Annotated in this window: 17 protein-coding genes; 16 read left to right on the top strand and 1 reads right to left on the bottom strand. The window is 53.9% G+C overall.

Annotated elements, in window-relative coordinates; all coding sequences use genetic code 11:
* The first annotated feature begins 21 nt into the window (after positions 1-21).
* The 3 genes from ACJJIQ_RS15735 (at position 22) to ACJJIQ_RS15725 (ending at position 3,662) form a co-directional block, all read left to right on the top strand.
* A complete protein-coding gene (locus tag ACJJIQ_RS15735; RefSeq protein WP_445362389.1) occupies positions 22-684 on the top strand; it encodes a flavin prenyltransferase UbiX in 663 nt (220 codons plus the stop codon).
* Positions 674-961, top strand: a complete 288-nt coding sequence (locus ACJJIQ_RS15730) for an Rdx family protein (RefSeq protein WP_282931461.1) — start codon at positions 674-676, stop codon at positions 959-961. Before ACJJIQ_RS15735 ends, ACJJIQ_RS15730 begins: the two co-directional genes overlap by 11 nt.
* Before the next feature lie 118 nt (positions 962-1,079).
* Entirely contained in the window at positions 1,080-3,662 is a 2,583-nt protein-coding gene (locus ACJJIQ_RS15725; protein WP_445362388.1) for an efflux RND transporter permease subunit, read from the top strand.
* A gap of 73 nt (positions 3,663-3,735) precedes the next feature.
* Here the strand turns inward: ACJJIQ_RS15725 and ACJJIQ_RS15720 are convergent, their stop codons facing one another.
* Positions 3,736-4,017: a peptidylprolyl isomerase gene (locus ACJJIQ_RS15720; RefSeq protein ID WP_282931463.1), complete on the bottom strand. Its 282-nt coding sequence runs from the start codon at positions 4,015-4,017 to the stop codon at positions 3,736-3,738.
* Positions 4,018-4,211: 194 nt separating this feature from the next.
* Between ACJJIQ_RS15720 and ACJJIQ_RS15715 the strand changes: the two genes are divergently transcribed.
* From ACJJIQ_RS15715 to lipA, 13 genes are all read left to right on the top strand, one after another.
* Complete coding sequence (locus ACJJIQ_RS15715) at positions 4,212-4,787, top strand: LON peptidase substrate-binding domain-containing protein (RefSeq protein ID WP_445362387.1); 576 nt, start codon at positions 4,212-4,214, stop codon at positions 4,785-4,787.
* A gap of 150 nt (positions 4,788-4,937) precedes the next feature.
* Complete coding sequence (locus ACJJIQ_RS15710) at positions 4,938-6,167, top strand: glutamate-5-semialdehyde dehydrogenase (protein WP_445364822.1); 1,230 nt, start codon at positions 4,938-4,940, stop codon at positions 6,165-6,167.
* 48 nt (positions 6,168-6,215) lie between these two features.
* A complete protein-coding gene (gene nadD / locus ACJJIQ_RS15705) occupies positions 6,216-6,899 on the top strand; it encodes a nicotinate-nucleotide adenylyltransferase (protein WP_445362386.1) in 684 nt (227 codons plus the stop codon).
* Positions 6,896-7,273: a ribosome silencing factor gene (gene rsfS, locus ACJJIQ_RS15700; protein ID WP_413663146.1), complete on the top strand. Its 378-nt coding sequence runs from the start codon at positions 6,896-6,898 to the stop codon at positions 7,271-7,273. The genes nadD and rsfS overlap by 4 nt, the downstream gene beginning before the upstream one ends.
* Positions 7,274-7,278: 5 nt before the next feature.
* Positions 7,279-7,755, top strand: a complete 477-nt coding sequence (rlmH, locus tag ACJJIQ_RS15695) for a 23S rRNA (pseudouridine(1915)-N(3))-methyltransferase RlmH (RefSeq protein ID WP_444896240.1) — start codon at positions 7,279-7,281, stop codon at positions 7,753-7,755.
* Between the two features lie 120 nt (positions 7,756-7,875).
* Positions 7,876-9,771: a penicillin-binding protein 2 gene (mrdA, locus tag ACJJIQ_RS15690; protein ID WP_444918080.1), complete on the top strand. Its 1,896-nt coding sequence runs from the start codon at positions 7,876-7,878 to the stop codon at positions 9,769-9,771.
* Entirely contained in the window at positions 9,764-10,909 is a 1,146-nt protein-coding gene (gene rodA / locus ACJJIQ_RS15685) for a rod shape-determining protein RodA (RefSeq protein ID WP_444918079.1), read from the top strand. Before mrdA ends, rodA begins: the two co-directional genes overlap by 8 nt.
* A 42-nt stretch (positions 10,910-10,951) precedes the next feature.
* Positions 10,952-11,962 carry a lytic murein transglycosylase B gene (gene mltB, locus ACJJIQ_RS15680; RefSeq protein ID WP_413663142.1) on the top strand — a complete coding sequence of 337 codons (1,011 nt, stop codon included), beginning with the start codon at positions 10,952-10,954 and terminating at the stop codon, positions 11,960-11,962.
* Positions 11,963-12,109: 147 nt separating this feature from the next.
* On the top strand, positions 12,110-12,985 hold the full coding sequence (locus ACJJIQ_RS15675) for a septal ring lytic transglycosylase RlpA family protein (RefSeq protein WP_282931471.1): 876 nt from the start codon (positions 12,110-12,112) through the stop codon (positions 12,983-12,985).
* A 249-nt stretch (positions 12,986-13,234) separates the two neighbouring features.
* Entirely contained in the window at positions 13,235-14,380 is a 1,146-nt protein-coding gene (locus ACJJIQ_RS15670) for a D-alanyl-D-alanine carboxypeptidase family protein (RefSeq protein ID WP_282931472.1), read from the top strand.
* 167 nt (positions 14,381-14,547) lie between these two features.
* Positions 14,548-14,829, top strand: coding sequence for an HP0495 family protein (locus tag ACJJIQ_RS15665; RefSeq protein ID WP_282931473.1), 282 nt, complete (start codon positions 14,548-14,550; stop codon positions 14,827-14,829).
* A complete protein-coding gene (gene lipB / locus ACJJIQ_RS15660; protein ID WP_282931474.1) occupies positions 14,829-15,530 on the top strand; it encodes a lipoyl(octanoyl) transferase LipB in 702 nt (233 codons plus the stop codon). The genes ACJJIQ_RS15665 and lipB overlap by 1 nt, the downstream gene beginning before the upstream one ends.
* Complete coding sequence (gene lipA / locus ACJJIQ_RS15655) at positions 15,523-16,506, top strand: lipoyl synthase (RefSeq protein WP_282931475.1); 984 nt, start codon at positions 15,523-15,525, stop codon at positions 16,504-16,506. The genes lipB and lipA overlap by 8 nt, the downstream gene beginning before the upstream one ends.
* Positions 16,507-16,896: the final 390 nt, after the last annotated feature.

Here is a 16,896-nt window from a genome sequence, read left to right as displayed (position 1 = left end):
TAATGTTTCCTGCGCAGTCCTATGCTCGCAGGGCTTAATAAGGTATCGACTTTGCATCAATCTCCTTTCGAGAAGACCGTGACCCTGGCTATGACCGGGGCTTCCGGTGCCCAGTATGGTTTGCGCCTGCTTCAGTGCCTGCTGGCTTCGAATGTGCGCGTGTGGCTGCTGCTGTCCGAGGCGGCTCAGGTGGTCATCAACACCGAAACTGATATGCAGTTGCCGGAGGGCGATGAGCGCGAGTTGCAGAATTTCCTCGCTGATCGTTTTGCCGCGCAGGAAGGCCAGCTGACCCTTTTCAGCAAGCGCGATTGGTTTTCCCCGGTGGCTTCTGGAACCGGGGCGCCAGCCAGTATGGTGATCTGCCCGGCAAGTGGTGGCACCTTGTCTGCGGTGGCCTGTGGAGCATCGAACAACCTGATTGAGCGGGCTGCGGATGTAGCCTTGAAAGAGCGCCGCCAGCTCATTCTGGTTCCCCGCGAGGCACCTTACTCCGAGATTCACCTGGAAAATATGCTGAAACTCACCCGCATGGGGGCCATGATCCTGCCGGCCAGCCCTGGCTTTTACCAGAGGCCCAGTTCGGTGGAAGATATTGTGGACTTCGTGGTGGCGCGGTTGCTCGACCAGTTGGGCATCAAGCAGAAGCTGTTGCCCAGCTGGGGAGAGCAGGATGGGCAATGAGATAAAACCGAGTATTACGATTCACTACTGTGTGCAGTGCAACTGGATGTTGCGAGCCACCTGGATGGCCCAGGAATTGCTGCACACTTTCGCCGATGACCTCAATCAGGTTGCATTGCAACCGGGTACTGGGGGAGTATTCGAGATTCGGATTGGCGAAATTTTGATCTGGGAGCGCAAGCGTGACGGCGGCTTTCCCGGTGCTAAGGAGCTCAAACGTCGCGTCAGGGACACCCTGTTTCCCGAACGCGACCTGGGGCATATCGACAATCCCTGAAAAAAGTTCCAATAAAACGGTGCGGTGGCAAATTTTAGGTTTGCTAATTCATCGCATAGGCGAACAATATGCGCGCCGCAATGCGGCCAGTTTTTAGTTTGGAAAGAAGCGGAAATTTATGCTGTCAGCTTTACAGAAGTCTTATGAATACTTGGTGACCAAGCGGCCCGCTGCGGTGTTGGTGGTTATCGGCCTGTTAACCCTGCTGGCAGCCCTCGGATTGTCCCGCCTGAAGATCGACGCCTCTGCCGATTCCCTCACTCTGGAAGCTGATAAATCCCTGGATTATTTCCGCGAGATTTCCGAGCGCTATGCCAGTGGCGATTTCCTGGTCGTTACTTACCGCTCCAAGACTGGGGACCTGTTCAGTGATGAGTCCCTGGAAACCCTGGGCAAGTTGCGGGATGAATTGGCCAAGGTAGATGGTGTGTCCAGTGTGCAGAGCATTCTCGATGTCCCACTGCTGTACAGCCCCAAGCTGGTTCTCACTGATATCAGCGATGAGGTGCGCACTCTCGCCAGGCCCGATGTCGACCGGGATATGGCCCGGCAAGAGTTCCTCTCAAGCCCGATTTATCGGGAGTTGATCCTGAGCCCGGACGGGCAGACGACGGCCATACTGGCGAACCTGAAACTGGATAGCCGCGGCATCGAGATGGTGCGCGAGCGGGATGCTTTACGCAGCAAGCGCAATACAGAGGGACTGACTCCGGAAGAGGCCGTTCGCCTGGAGGAGATCAGCGCGATCTATCTGGCCCACCGTACTGAGCAAGAAAAAATTGCCCACCAGCGCGTCGATACCGTGCGCGCAATTCTGGCTGGCTACAACGGCGAAGCGGAGCTGTTCCTCGGTGGTGTCACCATGATTACCGCCGATATGATTTCGTTTATTAAAAGCGACCTGCTGGTATTCGGTGTGGGGATCCTCGCTTTTATCGTGATTACCCTGTTGCTGATTTTCCGCCAGCCGCGCTGGGTGCTGTTGCCGCTGATGACTTGTGTTACCACTGCGGTGGTGATGCTGGGGCTACTCGGCTGGCTGGACTGGCGACTGACAGTGATCTCGGCCAACTTTGTCGCACTGCTGTTAATTATTACCTTGGCAATTACCATCCACCTGGCGGTGCGCTACCGGGAATATATTGCCCAGAACCCGGATTGGGATCTTGAAAAGCTGGTATTGCAGACAGTGCGCTTTATGGCCAAGCCCTGCCTGTATACCGCACTGACCACCATCGTGGCTTTTGTGTCCCTGGTGGTGAGCGGTATTCGCCCGGTTATCGATTTTGGCTGGATGATGACGATGGGGGTGACCGTGGCTCTGCTGCTGTCGTTCCTGATTATTCCGAGTTTCCTGATGGTGCTGCCGAAGCGTGTGGGCAGTGTGAGTGCAGATAACTCCCACGCATTTACCCTGCAGTTTTCCCGCTTTGCTGAGCGCCACAAGTTTGTGGTGCTAGGTATTTCACTGCTGGCAGCCGTCGTGAGTGTGGTGGGTATATCCCAGCTGAAAGTGGAAAACCGCTTTATCGATTACTTCGATGATTCCACGGAAATTTATCAGGGCATGCTGGTGATTGACCGCCGCTTGGGTGGCACTGTGACCTTGGATATTATTCTGGATCAGCCCGAGGAGCAGGAGGCAGCTTTCGAGGGAGAAGAAGATCCCTTTGCGATGGAAGCAGAGGAAGATCCCTTCGCTGTAGAAGAGGACCCCTTTGCCTCCGATGATCCATTTGGCGGTGAAGAGGAGTCAGTGGAGCAGAGCTACTGGTTTACGGTTGCCGGTTTGGCAAAGCTGGAGCAGCTGCATGATTACCTGGAGGAGCAGCCGGAGATAGGCAAGGTTCAATCTCTGGCGACCCTGTATAAAGTTGCCGTGGATCTGAATGGCGGTCCCCTCAATGACTTTGAGCTGGCGGTGGCCAATACCAGCCTGCCGGCCGAAATTCGCTCTGTTCTGGTAGACCCCTATTTATCTGTGGAGAACAACCAGGCTCGTATCACCCTGAGAGTGATGGAGACAGACCCCACCCTGCGTCGCGATGAGCTGATCCAGCGCATCTACAACTACGCTCACAATGAGATGGGCATAGCTCCAGAGAATGTCCATCAGACCGGCCTGTTGGTGCTGTACAACAATATGTTACAGAGCCTGTTTAAATCCCAGATCCTGACCCTGGGTGCCGTTTTTGTCGGAATCCTGCTGATGTTCTTGGTGCTATTCCGCTCTCTATCCATCGCCCTGATTGCACTGGTGCCAAATATGCTGGCGGCCTGTGTGGTACTTGGTGGTATGGGGCTCGCGGGTATCCCGCTGGATATGATGACCATCACTATCGCCGCGATTACCGTGGGTATCGGGGTGGACCACGCGATTCACTACCTGTATCGCTTCCGCGCTGAGTTTGCCAAAGATGGCAATTACCTGGCGACCATGCATCGCAGCCATGCGACGATTGGCCGTGCCATGTTCTACACAGCGATCACGATTATTGTTGGTTTCTCAATTTTGGCGCTGTCGAAGTTTGTTCCGTCGATCTATTTCGGCCTCCTCACCGCACTGGCGATGTCCGCCGCCCTGTTGGGTTCCCTGACACTTCTGCCCTTGTTGCTGGTGATGTTCAAGCCGCTCGGCCGCCAGAGGCAAGCTGATAAAGTTGAGCCCGAGGCACCGATGCAGGAGGCGCCCAGCGCCTGAATCGAAGGAATTGGAAATATAAAAAAAGCCGGGATAACCCCGGCTTTTTTTATGGCTGCTTAACAGCGAGGGCTCAGTCCTGGCGGCTGGTAATTTCCAGCAAGTGGTAGCCAAACTGGGTTTTGACTGGGCCATGTACCTTGTGCAGCTCTTCGGAAAATACGACCTTGTCAAACTCGGGAACCATCATTCCCTTGCTGAAAGAGCCCAGGTCACCGCCGGAACGGCTAGAGGGGCACTGGGAGTACTGCTCGGCAATTTTACCGAAGTCAGCGCCGTTCTCGATTTGCTGTTTCAGGTCCTGGCACTGCTGTTCATTTTCAACCAGGATATGGCGAGCGGTTGCTGTAGGCATGAAAAATCTCCGTTTGGTCAATTTACCGCAGCAGCTTAAAGGCTGGGTGTTGGGCTTGCCAGCGACAATTACCGCAAAGTGGAAAAACTTGCTCCCAATCCAACCGGTTGGCGGTAAAAAGTCTCTTAACCTGCCGCAGAGTTCCCTAGGGCGATGTTATCTTTAGGGCACACAAAAAATAATGAGTGATGACTTTGCAACAGATACCCCTTTTTCCCCTGAGTGTCCCTCTATACCCCGGCGTGACTTTGCCCCTGCGGATTTTTGAGCAGCGCTATATTCACCTTGTCAGTGAGTCCATGAAAACCAATAGCGGCTTCGGCATTGTATTGATTCGCTCCGGGGGTGAAGTGGGGCGCGCTTCAGTATGGCCTCTCGGTGTTTATGTCGACATCGTGGATTGGGGGCAGGGTGAGGGAGGGCTGCTAAATGTGGAGGTGAAAGGTCGGCGTCGCTTTCGCATTGCCCACACCCGTCGCGCAGAAGATGACCTGCTTCTGGGGGACGTGGAATGGATACCAGATGAAGATGAAAAGCCGATTCCGGCGGATTGCGATGGTCTTCTGTCGGTATTGGAGGAGTTGAAGGAGCGGGCACAGACGCTATCACTTAAATTTGAGCCGGTGGAGTCTGCGGACTCACTTTCCTGGCAATTGGCTCAGCTTCTGCCATTGGAGGATAAGGTTCGCACCGATCTGCTGGCGGTAGAAGATCCTCTTATGCGACTTGCTACTATCGCCGAGAACCTGGACCGTTGGACGCGGGAATAGCTAGATACAAAGCTGTGCGGCCCGGTAATCGGCACTTTAAACCGGGTCTCGCTGGGTTATACTGCGCGGCCGACCGGATTTTGCACGGAGAGCCAAGTGACCGCCACAGACACCGCTGATCAGCAATCCACTCGCGCCAAGCTCGAACAAATGGGGCGCGCCGCCCGTACCGCCGCCAAACAGATAGCTGCCGCGGATACCTCCACCAAGAATAATGCTCTCAAAGCCATCGCTGCCCAACTGGAGACACAGCGGGTGTCTCTACTGAAGGCCAATGCATTGGATATGCAGGCGGGTCGCGAGCGCGGCTTGGATGCGGCTCTTCTGGATCGCCTGGAGCTTAACGATGCCCGCATCGATGGCATGATCGAGGGCTTGGTACAGGTGGCAGAGCTGCCCGACCCGGTGGGAGAAGTTGAAGATTTACGCTATCGCCCCAGCGGCATTCAAGTGGGCAAAATGCGTGTGCCCCTAGGGGTGGTGGGCATTATTTATGAGTCCAGGCCCAATGTGACCATTGATGCAGCGAGCCTGTGCTTAAAATCCGGCAATGCCACAATTTTGCGTGGAGGCAGTGAAGCGCTGCACTCGAACAAGGCAATTGCCACCTGTATTACCGCTGGCTTGCGAGAAGCGGGTTTGCCGGAAACGGCGGTGCAGGTTGTCGATACCACCGATCGAGCGGCGGTGGGTGCCCTGATCACCATGCCGGAGTATGTGGATGTGATTGTACCCAGGGGCGGAACCGGCCTGATTGAAAGGGTCAGTCGCGAAGCCCGGGTGCCGGTGATCAAACACCTGCACGGTGTTTGTCATGTGTATATCGATGATCGGGCTGACCTGGCCAAAGCTTTCGATATCGCCCTCAATGCCAAGACCCATCGCTATGGTGTTTGTAACGCCATGGAGACACTTTTAGTTGCCGAGATGGTTGCGGCGGATATACTGCCGCGCTTGGCTAGTGCCTACGAAGAAAAAGGGGTTGAATTGCGCGGTTGTGACCGGACCCGTGAAATCATTCCTCACTGTGTAGCGGCGACAGAGGATGACTGGAGTGAGGAATACCTTGCCCCGGTTCTCGCTGTGCGTGTTGTTGCGGATATGGAAGCGGCTATGGAGCATATTGCCTGTTATGGATCCGGCCACACTGAGGCAATTGTCACTCAGGATTACAGTCGCAGCCGCCGCTTTATGAGTGCTGTGGATGCCAGCTCAGTGATGATTAATGCCTCAACCCGTTTTGCTGACGGTTTCGAGTACGGCTTGGGGGCGGAAATTGGTATCAGTACTGATAAAATCCACGCCCGTGGCCCGGTTGGCCTGGAAGGGCTCACTTCGCAAAAATGGATTGTGTTCGGAGATGGCCATATCCGGCAATAAGCACTTTTCCCTTTGGGGCAGCGAGTGCGAGGGGTACGAGAAATAATTGTGGCGAGCAAAAGGCATAAGTTGGCCCTGTTTGGCGGAACCTTTGATCCGATTCATCTCGGTCATTTGCGCATGGCGCTGGAGCTGCGCCAGGTGCTCGAATTTGATGAAATGCGCCTGCTACCCAGCCACCAGCCTGCCCACCGGCAGACGCCAGGTGTATCGTCCCGCCAGCGTAGCGAAATGCTGGCTCTGGCGCTTGAGGGGTGTGATGAGCTCACCCTGGATGAGCGAGAACTCCATCGTGGCGGAGCTACTTATACGGTAGATACCCTGGAGGAGCTGCGCAGTGAACTGGGAGGTGAAACCTCCATCAGTTTCTGCATGGGATTGGACTCCCTATTGAGTCTGCACCGCTGGCACCGCTGGGAGCGCCTCTTGGAGCTGGCACATCTGGTGGTGGTAACAAGGCCGGGCTGGCACCTGCCAGATCGCGATAGCGAAGAGCATGGCCCTCTGGCAGAACTGCTGGAGAATCATCGGGGCACGGTTGCAGGCTTGCATACACGAGCATGTGGTTGCCTGCTGTTGCGGGAGCAGACCATGTTGCCAATTTCCGCGACGCAAATTCGCGAATTAATTAAAAGTGGCCAGTCGCCACGCTATTTACTGCCCGCAACTGTGTTGCAGTACATAGAAGATCATCGACTTTATACAGAGGTTGCTTCAGGCAACCCGCAATGAATCAAGGTGTTATGACAAATATTAAAGATATCGCTCTCAATGCGCTGGAAGATTTGAAAGGTAAGGATATTGTTTCCCTGGATGTTTCCGGGCTTTCAGATGTAATGGACAATCTGCTGATCTGTACTGGTACTTCCAGCCGCCAGGTTAAGTCCCTGGCAGAGAACGTTGTAGACGAGCTGAAAAAAGAAGGTATTCGCCCCATTGGTGTTGAAGGTGTTGACCAGGGCGAGTGGGTATTAGTCGACTACGGTGACTTGGTTGTTCACGTGATGCTCGCAGATGTTCGCGGTTTCTACGATCTGGAAAAACTCTGGTCTATGACTCCGAATACCCGTGACGATGCCGATGGCAGTGATCCGCACCAGGGTTAATTGCTGTGAAAATCCGCATTCTTGCCGCCGGTGGAAAAATGCCGGCTTGGGTGCAGGAGGGCTACGCCGAGTACGCTAAGCGCCTGCCCCGGGAAATTGCTCTGGAAATGGTGGAAATTCCACTCGGCCAACGAGGCCAAAAGAGCTCTGCAGCCCTGATTGAAAAAGCGCGAAAAAAAGAGGGCGAGGCGATGCTCGCCGCTTTGGGACCGCGGGACCACGTGGTAGCGCTCGATGTGAAAGGCAAGCCCTGGAGTACCGAGCAGTTGTCGGCGCAATTAAGTGATTGGCAAATGCTTGGGGAAAATATCAGCCTGTTAATTGGCGGGCCCGACGGTTTATCCGAAGACTGCCTCGCCCGTGCGCGCCAGCGCTGGTCTCTGTCCCCACTGACCTTGCCACACCCGCTGGTGAGGGTGGTTCTGGCTGAACAAATTTATCGCGCCTGGACATTATTGGCCGGCCATCCCTACCACAAATAAAATATTTGCGATAAGTCGCGGAGAGATTTGCCGACTCGGTTCTCTCTCCTGACTCGCCCTGTGTTAATGTAGGGAATTAGATTTTTTGCACGCCAGTCAAAAACCATCGAATAAATTCTGATGCCGCACGATTACCATCTCAAGGACCCCCATACCGAGCAGCGATTGTTTCGCAATCGTATGTTGGTGGCTCTTGTGGGGGTTATCTTTTTACTGGGTGTTCTCGTAGCGCGTTTCTACAACCTCCAGGTGGTTAATTACGAAGACTACCGCACTCAATCTGATGAGAACCGCATCCAGGTGCGCCCGGTCGCGCCGACCCGTGGATTGATCTACGACCGCAACGGCATTTTGCTAGCCGATAACCGCGCCAGTTATAACTTGTCGATTGTTCGCGAGCGCGTGCGCGATATGGATGCCACGCTAGAGCTGATCGGTAACCTGGTGCGACTCGATGAAAACGATGTCACCAAATTCCAGAAACGCCTCAAGCGCCGGCGCCCCTATGAGCCAGTGCCTCTCCGGTTTCGTTTGAACGAAGATGAAATCGCACGGATCAGTGTTAATCAATTCCGTATGCCTGGGGTGTCAGTGGAGGCGGAGTTGGTGCGTTACTACTCCCTCGGGGATCTATTTGCCCACAGTGTGGGCTATGTGGGGCGAATCAGTGACCGCGACCTGAGTAACTTTACCGAGGATGATGTGCGCCGCTATCGCGGTACCCGCAGCATCGGTAAGGTCGGGTTGGAACGCTCCTACGAGGATCTCCTGCTCGGAGAGGTCGGTTATGAAAATGTCGAAATTAATGCTCGTGGCCGGGTTTTACGAGTACTGGAGCGCCAGGACCCCAAACCGGGCTCGGATCTGGTGCTCAACCTGGATGCTCAGCTGCAACAAGTCGCCTCTGATGCCCTGGGAGATCGCCGCGGTGCAGTAGTTGCGATCGATGTAAATAGCGGTGGCGTGTTGGCGTTTGTCAGCAAGCCGTCCTTCGACCCCAACTTGTTTGTGACCGGCATCAGTTTTGCCGACTATCGCGCCCTCAGCGATTCCCTCGATGTGCCCCTGTTTAATCGGGCGGTGCAGGGTCAGTATCCACCGGGTTCCACTTTAAAGCCGTTGATGGGGCTGGGTGGACTCCAGGCGGGCATTATTACTCGAGAGAGTACAGTCAAGGACCCCGGCTTTTACAAGCTGCCCAACGATCCGCGCATCTACCGCGACCACGTGCGCTGGGGGCACGGTGAGAAAGTGGATCTGATACAGGCCATGGCGCAGAGCTGTGACGTCTACTTTTGGGATATGGCGCACCGCTGGGATATCGATGATATGCACAGCATCGCCTCCCATTTTGGCTTGGGCAGCAAGACCGGGATTGATCTGCCCATGGAGCGCTCTGGACTATTTCCTTCCCGGGACTGGAAGCGCGGTGCCCGCGGTATGCCCTGGTTCCCCGGTGACAGTTTGAATGCGGTGCTGGGACAGGGTTTTGTGTTGGCGACGCCACTGCAGCTTGCAGTAATGACCGCCACGATTGCCAATCGCGGTACCCACTACCGCCCGCAGATGGTCAAGTCGATCAACGGGATGGAGCAACCTCCCGAGATACTGCACAACCTCGAGGCCCGCCCTGATCACTGGGATTTGGTATTCGAGGGAATGGAAGCTGTAGTCAACCACCGTACCGGTACCGGGAAACGGGCTGGTAAAGATCTGGACTTCCGCGTGGCGGGTAAGTCCGGTACCGCTCAGGTGGTCGGCATTGCCCAGGGGGAGCGCTATGACTCAGAGGCCCTGCAAGAGCGCCACCGAGATCACGCCCTGTTTGTGGCTTTCGCGCCTGTGGATAACCCCCGTATCGCTGTTTCGGTATTAGTCGAAAATGGCGAGGGCGGCGGCAAGGTCGCTGCTCCGGTGGCAAGAGAGCTATTTGCGGAGTGGATGTCACGCCCGCATTTGGAACCGCAGAAGACGGCGGATACCACTTATTTGAGCGAGGGGGCTGGCAATGGCTAGTCGCGATTTCTCCCACCGTTTGTCAGATGCCCACGGCAGTCTGCGCAAGCCGGCCAGTCTCTCACGCCGCCTGCATATTGATATACCGCTACTGGTGCTGTTGTTGGTGTTGGCAGCCGTGGGACTTGGAGTGCTGTACAGCGCTTCTGGCGGTGATATGAACTATGTGCGGCGCCAGTCGATTTTTATGTGCGTGGCCTTCGTGGGCATGTTTATCGTTGCGCAAATTCCCCTGGATTTTTATCGGCGCTGGTCCCCCTGGGCCTATTTGGCTGGTTGTGCGCTATTGGTTGGGGTATTGTTTTTTGGCACCAAGGCGATGGGGGCACAGCGCTGGTTGGAGATAGGCGGATTTCGCTTCCAGCCATCGGAAGTGATGAAGCTCGGTGTCCCCATGGCAGTGGCAGCTTACCTGCATCAACGCCGCTTGCCGCCATCACTGACCACAGTGATTGGAGCTTTGGCAATTGTGGCGATTCCCGCAGCTCTTATCGTACGGCAACCGGATTTGGGGACCTCGATCCTGATTGCGGCGTCCGGTCTTTTTGCTCTGTATCTAGCTGGGTTGAGTTGGAAGATGATCAGTGCGGCGGCAATGGCGCTGTTGGTTGCTGCCTATCCAATTTGGCACTGGGGGCTGCACGATTACCAACGGCAGCGAATTTTGACCCTGCTCAACCCAGATGATGACCGTTTTGGTGCTGGTTGGAATATATTTAACTCCAAAGCGGCTATCGGCTCCGGTGGTGTTTACGGCAAAGGCTACCTGCAGGGAACCCAGTCACAGCTCGATTTCCTGCCGGAGAGCCATACCGATTTTATTATTGCGGTACTGTCGGAGGAGTGGGGCATGCGCGGCGCCCTGTTGCTGCTTTTGCTATATGTACTGATTATCGCCCGTGGCATTTACATTAGCTTTATGGCCCAGCACGTATTTGGCCGATTGTTGGCGGGGAGTATTACCCTCACTTTTTTTGTCTATGTATTTGTAAACATTGGTATGGTTACAGGATTGTTGCCGGTGGTGGGGGTGCCTTTGCCAGTGATTAGTTACGGCGGGACATCCTTGATTACATTGATGGCCGGATTTGGCTTGTTGATGGCTGTTGGCACTGAGCGGCGCAGAGTTCACTTTTGAGGAACACTGCATAGGGACAATAACCGGATTTAGAGACGCGAGATGAAGACAGGAGCGGTCGTTTTGAAGTGGACCTCGGGATTATTAATCGGGATGGGACTGGCCCTCGCCGCCTGTGCGCAGGAACCGGGTCACGGAAATAATAAACAAGCGCAAGAATTCGTTGATTATATGGTGGAAGAGCACGATTTTAATCGCGAAGAAATGCAGACTCTGATGCGTGAGGCCAAGCGCAAAGACTCCATCCTCAAGGCGATCAAACGGCCAGCCGAGAAAGCCAAGCCCTGGCACGAATATCGCAAAATGTTTCTCACCCCGCAGAGCATTGCCGGTGGGGTAGACTTTTGGGATCAAAATGCCGAGGCCTTGGCTGAGGCTGAAAAGAAATACGGTGTACCAGCAGAGATGATTGTTGCCATCATCGGCATTGAAACCCGATACGGCGGTAATATGGGCGGCTACCGGGTTTTGGATGCACTTTCCACGCTGGCATTTAACTACCCCCGTCGCTCTGCGTTTTTTACCAAAGAGTTAGAAAATTACCTTCTGCTGACTCGTGAGCAGGATATGGACCCCTTGGCTCTCAAGGGCTCTTATGCTGGGGCTATGGGCTACGGTCAATTCATGCCTTCAAGCTACCGTTCTTATGCGGTGGACTTCAGCGACGATGGCAAGGCGGATATATGGAATAACCCTACCGATGCGATCGGCAGTGTGGCTAACTATTTCGTTAAACATGGATGGAAGCCCGGTGAACCGGTCGCGGTACTGGCCAGCCCCCGCCCGAATGCGGACATGACAATCGTCAACGACACTCTGCAGCCGCAGTGGACCGTTGGAGAATTGGCGGACAAAGGCTTTAACGCTACTAGCCAGGTGGCTCCGGAAATGCCGGCCAACGTATTCTCCCTGCAAACTGAGCAGGGAAAACAGTATTGGCTCGGTTTGAATAATTTCGCGACTATCACCCGCTATAACCGCAGTCGTCTCTACGCTATGGCCGTCAATGACCTGGCCCAAGAGATCGTTAAAGCGAGAGGCGGCAAGTCTTAAGGCGGCTTCAGTCCCGCAGCTAAATTTAACCCAAATGGAGGGAACCATTTGGGTTTTTAGCGTTCATATTTTTCTATTTTATTTAGCAGTTCCAGATAATAGCGGCTTGGAGACGGCAGCAATAAGTTGTCGCGCGCCGGGGGGATTATGTTTCAGTGCAAAGCGCGTTGGGGAGTGGCCCTGGCGGTCCTGATATTAGCGGCCTGTAGTGGCCCGCAGCCAAAACCACAGAAAACCGAAAACACCAAGCAACCGGACTTTAATAGCATCAAGGATAGTGGCCCTGCTGCTCCGGTAAATATGCAAGCAGCCCCTGAGCCGATCCCTGTCCGAGAGCCGATCGGCGACGCCGGCAATAAATCCCCTTATAAGGTCAACGGTGTCACGTATCGTGTACGCAATGACGTCAAGGGCTATAAAGAGGTGGGGCAGGCTTCCTGGTATGGAACAAAATTCCACGGCCGACGCACTGCAAATGGCGAGGTCTACAATATGTATGCCATGTCTGCTGCCCATAAAACGCTACCACTGCCCAGCTATGCCAAGGTCACCAATCTCGACAATGGCCGCAGTATTATCGTGCGGGTAAACGATCGGGGGCCCTTTGTGCACGGGCGCATCATCGACCTCAGTTATACTGCTGCGCAAAAGCTCGGATACATTGATAAAGGCATTGCTCGGGTTGAGGTAGAGGCTCTGGACCCGGCCGCGTTGCCGGCGGCCAATGAAGTGCTGGCCAATAGTGATGGCACCGCTGGTTTGGCGGAAGATACGACTATCAAGTTGCCCGACAATACCTATCTGCAAGTTGGTGCTTATAGCAGTTCCGCGCAGGCCCAGGAAATTCGCACCCAATTGGCAGCGGCCATTGACTATCCTGTTGCTGTTAGTTCTGTTCAGAGTGGCGGCAAGACTTATTATCGAGTTCGAATTGGCCCACTCACCCAGCAGAGAGCTTTGGCAACAGCGCGGGAAACTGTTGAGCAAAAGCAATTTGGACAGCCACAAGTAGTTTACGAATAGTGTTGTGGGCTTTTGGGTATCAATAGGTAAGGGTGATATCTGCCTTAAATGATTGTGACTGATGCTATCGGCGGCAGTCATTTGAATACCCGTTCACAAAATAGTGCGCATTGACGCGTTTTTTCTTGTATTTTGTAATTTTGTAATGATAGGCGGCGTTTGGTGACAAGCTCTAGTGCCGCTGATTAACCTTGTAGATTTCGTTGCAGGTTAAGCCAACGAAAACGAGGAATGACGAGACATATACCTATGATCACACGGATTATCGCCTGTTCTTTCCTGTTGTTATGTGCGGGCCTGGCCCAGGCGCAATCTCTTATCCCTGCACCGCCTCAATTGGCGGCAAAGTCTTACCTGCTCTTAGATGCCAATACCGGTCAGGTCCTGGTTGAGCACGAGGCGGATACTCCGGTACCGCCGGCAAGCCTAACCAAGATGATGACGGCCTATATCGTTTCTGAGGAGATCCTTAAGGGGAGCATCAAAGAAAACGATATGGTTCGTATCTCTGAAAAGGCCTGGCGTAAGGGTGGCTCCAAGATGTTTGTCAAAGTGGGTGACCAGGTGCCGGTTATCGACTTGATGCGCGGTGTGATTATTCAGTCCGGTAACGATGCGAGTATCGCCCTGGCAGAACACGTCTCCGGTAGTGAGGAGGTCTTTGCCGAAGTTATGAACCAGCAGGCAGAGCTGCTGGGCATGGAAGATACTAACTTTGTCAACGCCACTGGCTGGCCTGCAGAGGGGCATGTAACGACTGCCCATGACCTGGGTGTACTGGCGCGCGCGCTGATAATGGACCACCCAGAGCATTACGATATTTATTCCGAGAAGTATTTCAGCTACTCCGGCATTAACCAGCCCAACCGCAACCGTTTGCTGTGGCGCGATTCCTCTGTAGATGGAATTAAGACCGGCCATACGGAAGAAGCAGGGTACTGCCTGGTAGCTTCTGCAATGAAGCGCGGCATGCGCCTGGTTGCTATTGTTGTCGGCACCGACAGTGATGAGAAGCGCGCCTCTGAAACCCAAAAACTGCTCGCCTACGGCTTCCGCTACTACCAAACCCACAAGGTCTATGGTCAGGGTGAAGAGTTGCAGACGGAGCGTGTCTGGGGTGGTAAAGAGCCCAGCGTGGGTATTGCCGTAGCTAAAGATGTATTCGTTACCATCCCCCGAGGCGGTGAGGAAGGCATTAAGGCCGACCTGATTGTGGATGGCGAGCTGGAAGCGCCTGTACAGAAGGGCCAGCCAGTAGGTAAAGTTGTTGTGACCCTGGATGGTGAGACTGTCGCCGATGTTAAAGCAGTTGCTGCCGAAGATGTGGAGCGTGCCGGTTTCTTCAAGCGCATGTGGGACTCCATCAAGCGCTTTGTAATGGGCTTTTTTAGCTAATTGCTGATTTAGGGATGGGAATGATTCCCATCCCTGTCCATCCCTCCCCACTCTCTGTCCACTTCCCCTTTTGCTCACTGTCCACTGCTGTTTAGCCGCTGTATAATCGCCGCCCGGCTGTGCCTAAGCTTTTCTCAATATCTAACAGCCCGGCCCCGGAGAGTGGTATGAGTCAAGATCCCAATCAAAAAGCCCCGAAAATTGAATTTCCCTGCGAAGACTACATGGTCAAGGTCGTGCGTGATGCCAATGATGAGGCGCACGAATTTGTACTGGATGTGATGCGTCGCCATGCCCCCGGCCTGGATGAAGAGCGCGTTACCTTGCGTGACAGTAGTACTGGTAAATTCACCTCAATGACTTTCTTTATCCTCGCCACTGGTGAGGAACAGCTCAAAGCATTATTTGAAGAACTGAAACAGCACCCCGCTGTGCATATGGTGCTCTGATGACCATTGTTCGCGATCTTGCGCGGCGAGATTACAAGAGTGTCTGGCAGGCCATGTCGCGCTATACCGATAGTCGCGATGGCGAAAGTGTCGACGAGATCTGGTGTGTAGAGCACGAGCCGGTTTTCACCCAGGGGCAGGCAGGCAAAGCCGAGCACCTGCTGAATACCGGTGATATACCCGTGGTTCAGGTGGATCGTGGGGGACAGGTGACTTATCACGGCCCCGGCCAGTTGGTGGTGTACCCATTGTTGGACCTGCGCAGAGCAAAAATCGGCGTGCGTGATCTGGTCACTGCCCTGGAGACTGCCACGGTGGCAATGCTGGAAACTTTTGGTGTTGCAGCGGCACCCAGGGCCGATGCGCCTGGGGTCTACCTCACTGAAGGCCCACGTGCGGGAAGTAAGATTGCCTCTATCGGATTGCGAGTTCGGCGGGGGTGCAGTTTCCACGGTATCGCCATCAATATCGATATGGATCTGGCTCCATTCCTGCGGATCAACCCCTGTGGCTATGCGGGGATGCAGATGGTGCAGATGGCAGAAATATTGGAACCAACCCCGAGTTGGAGCCAGGTCGCCGAGATTTTTGTACGCGAGCTGCTCCACACTCTTCAGTTGCCCGACGCCCAGTGGCAACCCATTGATGAAAAAGTATTTGCGCAGCTGAGCGCAGAACAGCAGGAATTAAGTAATGGCTGATAAACCCGACCTGGTGCCCGTTAAGCGTACTCGCCGCCTCCAGCAGGGGGAGAAACTTCGCGATGGCGATAAGGTAGAGCGTATCCCGGTGAAGGTGATTGCCAGCGATAACCTGCTGCGTAAGCCTGACTGGATTCGCGTAAAGGTTCCCGCTTCAAAAGAAGTGGATCGCATCAAAAATATTCTCCGCTCACAAAAACTGTCAACGGTTTGTGAAGAGGCGAGCTGCCCTAATTTGGGAGAGTGCTTTAGTGGCGGTACCGCGACATTTATGATCATGGGTGAAATCTGTACCCGTCGCTGTCCTTTCTGCGACGTAGGCCACGGTAAGCCCAATCCACTGGACCCGGAAGAGCCTAAGAACCTGGCGGATGCCATTGCTGCAATGAGTTTGCGCTATGTGGTAATCACCTCTGTTGACCGGGATGACTTGCGCGATGGTGGCGCCGAGCATTTTGCCAATTGTATTCGTGAATCGAGAGCGCAATCCCCGAACCTGCAAGTGGAAATTCTCACTCCGGATTTCCGCGGCCGTATGGATGTAGCGCTGGACATTCTGGAGAAAGAAGCTCCGGATGTGTTTAACCACAATTTGGAGACTGTGCCACGCCTGTATAAAGAGTCTCGTCCCGGTGCCAATTACAAGTGGTCTTTAAAGCTGCTGCAGGAATACAAAAAGCGTCGCCCTGACGTACTGACCAAGTCCGGGTTGATGGTTGGCCTGGGTGAGGAGAAAGAGGAAATTTTCCAGGTAATGGACGATATGCGCGAGCATGATATCGATATGCTTACGATCGGCCAGTATCTGCAACCGAGTAAAGAACACTTGCCGGTGCAGCGCTACGTCCACCCGGATGAGTTTGAAGAGTATCGCCGCTACGCCGAGCAAATCGGCTTTAAGCACGCGGCCTGTGGTCCCTTGGTACGCTCTTCTTACCATGCTGATAAGCAGGCTCACGGAGAAAAGGTAGGTTAATACAATTTGTAGGAGAGGGGGGTGTTTTTCACATCCCTCTCCCCATTTCTCCCTCCTCAATCTCGCTTTTAACGCCCAGTTAAACACATCTATTTTTAAACAAAACTTACAATGCTTTCGGTGTTGCGAGCTCTGAAAGTATATTCTTGAATGAGAAATTAAAGTTATTTTCTCTGAAGTATTGAGGCGGCTATTTTCAATATTTAAGAGCTGTTAATGTTCTTAATTAAATTAAGGTTATTGTATTAATTGCCTTAAATGGATTTTAAGTCTCCGCGGCTTTTGTCGTTTTTAGTTTTACCTGGGTGCTCGCACTTGCTAAAAGGAAGCTTTTGTAGTTTTCGGGCTTTTTAAGTTGGGTGTTGCTATTTGTTTTTGCTTGTTGTCTCA

This window comes from Microbulbifer maximicatervae (SeqCode) (assembly GCF_052468295.1).
Note: the sequence above shows the minus strand (reverse complement) of the source record. Positions and strands in the feature narration are given on the sequence as shown.

What these genes read in the sequence shown, in the direction of transcription:
- ACJJIQ_RS15675 (WP_282931471.1), top strand. Translation starts at nt 12,110, where the DNA reads ATGTTTCAGTGCAAAGCGCGTTGGGGAGTGGCCCTGGCGGTCCTGATA.
- ACJJIQ_RS15720 (WP_282931463.1), bottom strand. Translation starts at nt 4,017, where the DNA reads ATGCCTACAGCAACCGCTCGCCATATCCTGGTTGAAAATGAACAGCAG.
- ACJJIQ_RS15725 (WP_445362388.1), top strand. Translation starts at nt 1,080, where the DNA reads ATGCTGTCAGCTTTACAGAAGTCTTATGAATACTTGGTGACCAAGCGG.
- rsfS (WP_413663146.1), top strand. Translation starts at nt 6,896, where the DNA reads ATGAATCAAGGTGTTATGACAAATATTAAAGATATCGCTCTCAATGCG.
- ACJJIQ_RS15670 (WP_282931472.1), top strand. Translation starts at nt 13,235, where the DNA reads ATGATCACACGGATTATCGCCTGTTCTTTCCTGTTGTTATGTGCGGGC.
- ACJJIQ_RS15665 (WP_282931473.1), top strand. Translation starts at nt 14,548, where the DNA reads ATGAGTCAAGATCCCAATCAAAAAGCCCCGAAAATTGAATTTCCCTGC.
- ACJJIQ_RS15710 (WP_445364822.1), top strand. Translation starts at nt 4,938, where the DNA reads ATGGGGCGCGCCGCCCGTACCGCCGCCAAACAGATAGCTGCCGCGGAT.
- lipA (WP_282931475.1), top strand. Translation starts at nt 15,523, where the DNA reads ATGGCTGATAAACCCGACCTGGTGCCCGTTAAGCGTACTCGCCGCCTC.
- rodA (WP_444918079.1), top strand. Translation starts at nt 9,764, where the DNA reads ATGGCTAGTCGCGATTTCTCCCACCGTTTGTCAGATGCCCACGGCAGT.
- ACJJIQ_RS15735 (WP_445362389.1), top strand. Translation starts at nt 22, where the DNA reads ATGCTCGCAGGGCTTAATAAGGTATCGACTTTGCATCAATCTCCTTTC.
- ACJJIQ_RS15730 (WP_282931461.1), top strand. Translation starts at nt 674, where the DNA reads ATGGGCAATGAGATAAAACCGAGTATTACGATTCACTACTGTGTGCAG.
- mrdA (WP_444918080.1), top strand. Translation starts at nt 7,876, where the DNA reads ATGCCGCACGATTACCATCTCAAGGACCCCCATACCGAGCAGCGATTG.
- lipB (WP_282931474.1), top strand. Translation starts at nt 14,829, where the DNA reads ATGACCATTGTTCGCGATCTTGCGCGGCGAGATTACAAGAGTGTCTGG.
- mltB (WP_413663142.1), top strand. Translation starts at nt 10,952, where the DNA reads ATGAAGACAGGAGCGGTCGTTTTGAAGTGGACCTCGGGATTATTAATC.